We start from the raw sequence: 6,805 nt of genomic DNA, 5'->3' as shown, positions 1-6,805 counted from the left end.
AGGCAGCGCGCCCGCCCCTCATTGAGTGATGTCGACCATGGGCTGCACATTGTCATTTTCCCAGCAGATCGGCCGGATGCCGGGCTATCACGCCACCTTCCCGCGCCTGATCGGCGTGTCCGAACGGCCAAGCCGCGCCACCCCCTGCCACACACGCCACCCCCAATATGGTCCGTCCGCGAAAACGGCCCCCTCCGCATCCCCGTTCGAATGCGACGAATTCGATAGCAAGCTGACGCAATATCTCGTCGTGACAGACCCCGGCATGGGCAGCATATTGGGGTCGCTCCGCCTGTTGCCGACCGATCGCGCCCATCTTCTGAACACGCTGTTTCCGGACCTGTGTCAGGCGCACATTCCCCAGGGCGCGCACATCCGGGAAGTCTCGCAAATCTATCTGCACCCCGAACTGCGCAACCAGCGACGGCGGGTCATGCTGCAACTGGCAAGCGCGCTTGTCCAATATGGGCTGCTGACCGGGATTAGCGCCTATACGACGGTGATGGAAAGCATCTGGTCCGATTTTCTCGGCAGCATCGGATGGCATATCACCCAGCTCGGCCCCGACAGGATGGTCGACGGCATTTCCCTGCGTGCCAGCCAGATCCATCTCGACAACAATACGCTGCACGCCCTGCGCGCGCGCAACTGTCTGGCCGAATGCGACCTGCAATTTGCCAACATGCGCGACCAGCCGGATGCCGTGCCGCAAACGCTGGTCGATCTGCCCAACCACCCGGCACAATGGCCGCCGGGCTACGGATAACGCCGCCCCTATCGACGCCCCGCGCCGCGCACCGCCGCAAAGATGAGTGCGACAAGCGCAACCAGATAGACAAGCGGCCAGAGCAGAGCGACCAGCCTGTCCCCCATCCCGACCGAAACGAAGGGGCGCGATGCGCTCTGCCGGCGCCACAGATGCACAAGCCCGAGCAACCAGAACAGGACCGCAGCCGCACCGGCTGCAACGACACCGACACGCAAGAACAGATCCTGGCTCATCATTTCTCCCCCCGGCTCAATGCAAATGCGGCCTGACAATCAGGTCGAACGGACAGATATCGGGCGATCGCCTGCTGCCGCACCTTGTAGGGGCGATGCGTCAGCGACAGCCCGCCGATATTCATGGACCGAACAACCGCCAGCGCCTCAATCGCCTTGGCAGGATCAAAGCCGGCACATGCGGCAATATGGGCACCATAAAGATCGGCCCGCGATTCCTTGTCACGGCGGGACAAGGGACCCTTGCGCGAATCTGCGAATATCGTGTGCGCCAGTTCGTGGCCGATGATGAAGGCCACCGCGTCATCGGACCCCAGCCCGTCCAGCAGGCCGGTCGTGATCGCCACATTGTGCAGATCGCTGAAGGCATCGCCCCGCCGGCCTTGCTTGACGATCGTCAGGCCGGGACACAGGGCGCGCGCAGGGACGTCCACCAAATGGACATGGCCGGCCCGCTGCACCTCCAGTTGATAGCTGGCTTGCGGCATCATGCGGTCGATATGGGCAAGGATATGTTCCGGCAGCACCTGTCCATCGGCACCCTGCATCAGTTGCGACACGGGAACCCGCTCGATCGCCCGGATTTCATCGCCCGGCACGAGCGCTCCGCCAGCCGCAGCCATGTCGGTAAAGCCGATGACCCAGGGCAGGTCGGGCAAGCGCGCCTCTTTCCCCGCTCTATAGGCACTTCTGGCGTCCAGAACGAACGCTGGTCGCATCGCCGACACCGGACAATCCTTCAGCGCGGCCCGGCGAATCCGCCAGTCGATCCGCGCCACCCGGAGCAGATAGGCCTCCACTCGCTCGCGACGATCCGCCCCCGATGACGCACCGGGCATGATCAGGCAGAAAGAAAAGAGGAAAACCATTCCTACACGAAATAATCCGAATTTCACGTATTCGCCTTTTTCGTTGCACGAATGATTCAAGGAACCTATAGAATTCGAATTGATTGATCGCAAGATTCGTATCAAAACTTCAATTGGGAGACCGATCATGGCAATCAAGTCGATCTTGACCAGTGCAATCGTGGCGGGAATGCTATTGACCCCCCTTGCGGCCCAGGCCGGAACCAGGGCCTCCACGCTCGCCCGCCCCGCCACCAGCCAATCGGCATGGAGCGACCAGGGGCCGCGCAAGAGCATGACCGTTCGGCGGGAAAATGGGATCGCTCCCCTGCCGTTGCTGCTTCTGGTGGTTGCCGCCATCGGCGGTACGGTCGCCGTCGCCAAGGTCATCGACGACAACAAGTCCCGCGGCGCGAGCTGAGACATCGTCGCATCATCAGATGATATCATCTGATGATGCGACACAGCGGGATACCGGCGCAACCGATGTGACGCGGTCGGATCGGAACGGCCCCATACTGACACCTGCCCCGCCCCCGCACCAGGGAGCAGGCTTTGCTCCGGGGGCGATACAGGCATGACCAACGCCAGGCCCAGCATGCGCCCCTCGCTGACAGGCTGGCGCCGGGGCAGCGCACTCCTTCTCCTCGCCATCGCCATCATTCTTGGCGGTGGCGGCGTGCGCTACGCCCTCATGAATGCGGCGGTGCAGCTTGCCGCCCTCACCCTCCTCGCCATCCACCCGGCCTGCGTGCGAACATTCTGGCAGGATGCGCCGACCGGACTGCGCATCCTGCTGGTCGCCACCCTGGCCCTGCCCGCGATCCAGCTGATCCCGCTTCCACCCACATTATGGCAGGCCCTGCCAGGGCGCGATCTGGTCGCTGAAAGCCTGGCCCTGGCCGGCCGTCCAGGGCTATGGATGCCCCTCTCGCTCGATCCGGGCCGGACGCTCGTCGCCCTGGTCGGCCTGACCGCCCCCACCATCCTGCTGCTTCTGGCGATGGACAGCGGAAAATCCGAACGCGCGCTGATCCTGCCCGGCCTCGCCGCCCTGGGCCTTGCCAACCTTGTACTGGGCGCGGGCCAGCTCATATCCGCCCGTCAGGCCCTGAACTGGTTTCCAGGCGGCAATCCCCACCAACTCTATGGCAGCTTCGCCAATCACAACTCGTCCGGCCTGTTCCTCGTCATCGCCCTGTGCGCTGCCATCGCCATCCCGACACCGGCTCGGCCGGCAAGACAGGTGATCAAGCTGGCAACCTGCCTCCTCCTGACCATGGGCGTCCTGCTGACCCAGTCACGCTCCAGCATCATGCTGCTGATCCTGCCGGCCATCCAATGGCTGCTGGCCCTGGCCCGGCACCAATCATTCAACCGCGCGCGCCGCACCGCCATCCTCGCCGCCGCCATGACTATCGCCCTGGCAGGATTCGCCGTCGTCGCCATGAACAATGCCCGACTGAGCCAGGCCTTCGACCGGTTCGACAGCCTCCATGATGCCCGCGGCCTGATCTGGCAGGACAGCCTCATTTCGATCGGGCGCTACTGGCCGATCGGCAGCGGCATGGGCACGTTCGACGAGGTCTTCCAGATCGATGAATCGATCGAGAATGTGAACCGCCATCGGGCCGGACGCGCCCATAATGATGTCCTCGAACTTGTGCTGGAAAGCGGTCTTGCCGGCGCAATCCTGTGCCTGGGCTGGATCGCCTATATTGGCAGGCTGACAATTCCATTGCTCCGCAACAATGAAAATCGGGTGACGGCACCCGCAATCATTCTGATTGCTATCCTTTTGCAATCATTCATCGACTACCCCTTGAGGAACCAAGCAATATTGTGCATTGCAGCGTCGATGATTGCTTTGACAGCAAGCGAGAGCAAAAGGATTCGAATGAAATGAATTCCATCCGAAGGTTAACAATTGCTCCTCTTTTCCTCCCACTTGTCCTTTCGCTGAGCGGCTGCTTCTCTCCCGCCGACCTGCCCAGGGGGGAAGCCGCCTATCGGCTCATGCCAGCGGAAGATCCGGCATCGCCCAGGCGTCCCTATTATATCGGACCGGAAGACAAGATATCGATCAGGGTCTTCCAGGAACCGGATCTCAGCTTCGATGAACTGCAGGTCGATTCCGGCGGCAACATCAATTTCCCGCTGATCGGCGAACTGGCCGTATCCGGCAAGACGCCCAATGAACTGGGCGCGATGATCGCGTCCCGGCTGGGCCAGAATTTCATTCGCGATCCGCAGGTCATGGTCGGGATCGTCCAGTCTGTGGCACAGCGCGTCACCGTCAGCGGCAATGTGATGAAGCCCGGCGTCTACGAAATTGCCGGCACCTCCTCCCTGCTGGAAGCCGTCTCGCGCGCCGAGGGGCTCACCCGCGTCGCCGTCAAGGATCAGGTGCTCATCTTCCGCACGATCGATGGCCAACGCAGCGGCGCCATCTTCAATCTGGCGCTGATAGAGGAAGGAAGGGCCCCCGATCCCCAGATATTGGGCGGCGACCAGATCGTCATCGGCTTTTCCGCCGTCAAGGGCACCTATCGGGACTTCCTGACCGCTGCCCCGCTCTTCAACATCTTCCGCAGGTATTGATCGATGACCGCGCGACTTGATTCCCTCCCCACCCCGCATGTCGCTCCTGCCCGGCCCGCAAGCGCCGGCGCCCAGGGCGACCCGGCCGAAGCACCGCTGTTCGACCTCGACCTCTCCAGGATCATCTTCGCGATCCGCCGCAATATCTGGTGGATCGGTGCGATCATCGCCTGCGCACTCGCGCTCGGCCTGGTGGCAACCTTGCTGATGCAGCCCCGTTACATCGCCACCTCGCGCGTGTTGATCGAGCAGCAGGCGGACCAGATCATCGAGAATAACGATGTCACGCCGGCCGTCGCCTATCAGGATGCCGACCGTTTCCTCCAGACCCAGGTGGATGTAATCCGCAGCCGGGCGCTCGCCGCCAAGGTGGTGGATGACGGGAAATTCTGGACCGAGCCCGCCTTTTTCGATGCCGTGGGCACCCCCATGCCGACCGAGGCCGATCTCGACTATCGCTACCAGGGCAAGGATGCGCTGCAGCGGCTCCGGCGCGACACCGCCATTGATGCGGTCGCCCGCAACCTGTCCGTCTCGCTGCCCGATGCCAGCCGCCTTGTGGCCATCAGCTTCAGCGGCAGCGACCCCAATTATGCCGCGAAACTGGCCAATCTCTTCGCCGAAAGCTATGTTTCCGCCAATCTGGCGCGCAAGTTCGACAGTTCCTCCTACGCCCGCGAATATCTCGCGCAACAGCTCGACCAGGCCCGTATCCGGCTGGAAACGTCGGAGCGCGACCTCAATCAATATTCCCGTGCCGCCGGCCTCGTCCGGGTCCAGGGGCAGGGCCAGAATGCGGACAAGGAAGCCACGCTGTCGGTAACCAACGACACGCTCGTCCAGGTCAATGGCGCCGCAAGCCAGGCCACGGCCGAGCGGATCGCCGCGGAGGATCGGTGGAACAGCGTCCGCAACTCACCCGTGATGACCGTGCCCCAGGTGCTGGAAAACCCGGCCATTCAGGCCCTTATCCGGCAACGCAGCGAGGTCGAATCGCAACTGGCGCAGGAAAGCTCGCGCCATCTGGCCGGCCATCCGACCGCCGCAGCGCTACAGGCGCAGGTCGATCGGCTGAGCGCCCAGATCATGGCGGTCGGCAATGCGATCAAAAGCTCGGTGCGGATCGAATTCCAGGCGGCACAGGCCAAGGAGGCGACCCTGCAGCGCCAGGTCGTCGATCTGCGCACCCTTGCCCTGGGCGAACAGGATCGCGGCGTCCAATATAATATTCTCAAGCGCGTCGCTGAAACCAACCGCTCGCTCTATGACACGCTGCTGGCCCGCTATAATGAGCTGAATGCAACCGCCGGCGCGACCTCCAACAATGTCTCGCTGGTCGATCGGGCCGAAACGCCGCGCTTCCCCGCATCGCCGAAACTGGTGCTCAACCTCGGCCTCGCCTTGCTCGCCGGCATATTGTGCGCGGGCATGTTCGTCTTCGCCCGCGAACATTTCGACGATGCGATCCGCGCGCCCGACGATGTCGAGCACAAGCTCGGCGTCCCCCTGCTCGGCCTGGTGCCCAAGGATGCCAGTGACGATATCCGGCTGGAAATGCGCGATCCCAAATCGGCGCTCAGCGAAGCCTATAATTCGCTCATCGCCAATCTGCGCTATGCCGGTGCGGACGGCTTCCCGAAAATCCTCACCATCACCAGTTCGCGAGCGGAAGAGGGCAAGTCGACAACATCGGTGGCGATCGCCGAACAACTCGCGAAACTGGGGCGAAAGACCCTGCTCATCGACGGCGATCTGCGCAGGCCCACCGTTCACAAGATCCTCGACCTGCCCAGCGCACACGGCCTGACCGCCCTGCTGACCGGCGAGATCGGCTTGGATCGGGCGATCCTGGGAACCGATGTGCCGAACCTCTATGCCATCACGGCGCTCCCCACCCCGGTCAATCCGTCGCTGCTGCTGGGCAGCACCCGGCTGGAAGCGCTGATGCAGCATTGCCGCGGCCAGTTCGACCATGTCATCATCGACAGCCCACCGATGCTGGGCCTTTCGGACGCCACATCCCTGTCCGTCGCCTCCGATGCCACCCTGCTGGTGATCGACGCGAGCAAGGGGCATCGCGGGACGATCAAGAGCACCCTGCGCCGGCTCACCCTCGTCCATGCGCCGGTCGTCGGCGCGCTGCTGACGAAATTCGATCCCCGGCGCGCGGGCGGAAATGCCGCCTATTATGGCTATGATTATTACGAATATGGCCGCCCTGCCGATAGCGGGGCATGACCAGCGGCGCGCCATGGGGGCACCGGCCAATCGCGCGGCTGGTACCCCTCGCCTGCCTGGCTTGGGCGGTCATGGTGACGGGCGCGCAACTCGACCGGGAAGCCCGCGCCCGTCAC

7 protein-coding genes are annotated in these 6,805 nt (G+C 63.3%); 5 read left to right on the top strand and 2 right to left on the bottom strand.

The features are described from left to right. Positions 1 to 49: 49 nt before the first annotated feature. Positions 50 to 766: an acyl-homoserine-lactone synthase gene (locus tag CG471_RS28370; RefSeq protein WP_180275828.1), complete on the top strand. Its 717-nt coding sequence runs from the start codon at positions 50 to 52 to the stop codon at positions 764 to 766. Positions 767 to 774: 8 nt separating this feature from the next. Here the strand turns inward: CG471_RS28370 and CG471_RS28365 are convergent, their stop codons facing one another. Next, complete coding sequence (locus CG471_RS28365; protein ID WP_143560304.1) at positions 775 to 1,005, bottom strand: hypothetical protein; 231 nt, start codon at positions 1,003 to 1,005, stop codon at positions 775 to 777. Then, the gene (locus tag CG471_RS28360; protein WP_257211724.1) at positions 1,002 to 2,000 is read right to left on the bottom strand and encodes a M48 family metalloprotease; all 999 of its coding nucleotides are present in this window, start codon (positions 1,998 to 2,000) and stop codon (positions 1,002 to 1,004) included. The genes CG471_RS28365 and CG471_RS28360 overlap by 4 nt, the downstream gene beginning before the upstream one ends. Between CG471_RS28360 and CG471_RS30885 the strand changes: the two genes are divergently transcribed. From CG471_RS30885 to CG471_RS28345, 4 genes are all read left to right on the top strand, one after another. Further along, on the top strand, positions 1,999 to 2,271 hold the full coding sequence (locus CG471_RS30885) for a hypothetical protein (protein WP_180275826.1): 273 nt from the start codon (positions 1,999 to 2,001) through the stop codon (positions 2,269 to 2,271). The two genes, CG471_RS28360 and CG471_RS30885, sit on opposite strands and share 2 nt — an antisense overlap. Before the next feature lie 156 nt (positions 2,272 to 2,427). Beyond that, positions 2,428 to 3,756 carry an O-antigen ligase gene (locus CG471_RS28355; protein ID WP_099234495.1) on the top strand — a complete coding sequence of 443 codons (1,329 nt, stop codon included), beginning with the start codon at positions 2,428 to 2,430 and terminating at the stop codon, positions 3,754 to 3,756. Continuing rightward, positions 3,753 to 4,451, top strand: a complete 699-nt coding sequence (locus CG471_RS28350) for a polysaccharide biosynthesis/export family protein (RefSeq protein ID WP_099234494.1) — start codon at positions 3,753 to 3,755, stop codon at positions 4,449 to 4,451. The genes CG471_RS28355 and CG471_RS28350 overlap by 4 nt, the downstream gene beginning before the upstream one ends. 3 nt (positions 4,452 to 4,454) lie before the next feature. After that, positions 4,455 to 6,689: a polysaccharide biosynthesis tyrosine autokinase gene (locus CG471_RS28345; RefSeq protein ID WP_099234493.1), complete on the top strand. Its 2,235-nt coding sequence runs from the start codon at positions 4,455 to 4,457 to the stop codon at positions 6,687 to 6,689. Positions 6,690 to 6,805 lie beyond the last annotated feature (116 nt).

Source organism: Sphingobium sp. IP1 (assembly GCF_002708645.1).
GTDB classification, from domain to species: Bacteria; Pseudomonadota; Alphaproteobacteria; order Sphingomonadales; family Sphingomonadaceae; genus Sphingobium; species Sphingobium yanoikuyae.
The sequence above is the reverse complement of the archived record's forward strand: the minus strand, read 5'-3'. Positions and strand labels throughout refer to the sequence as shown.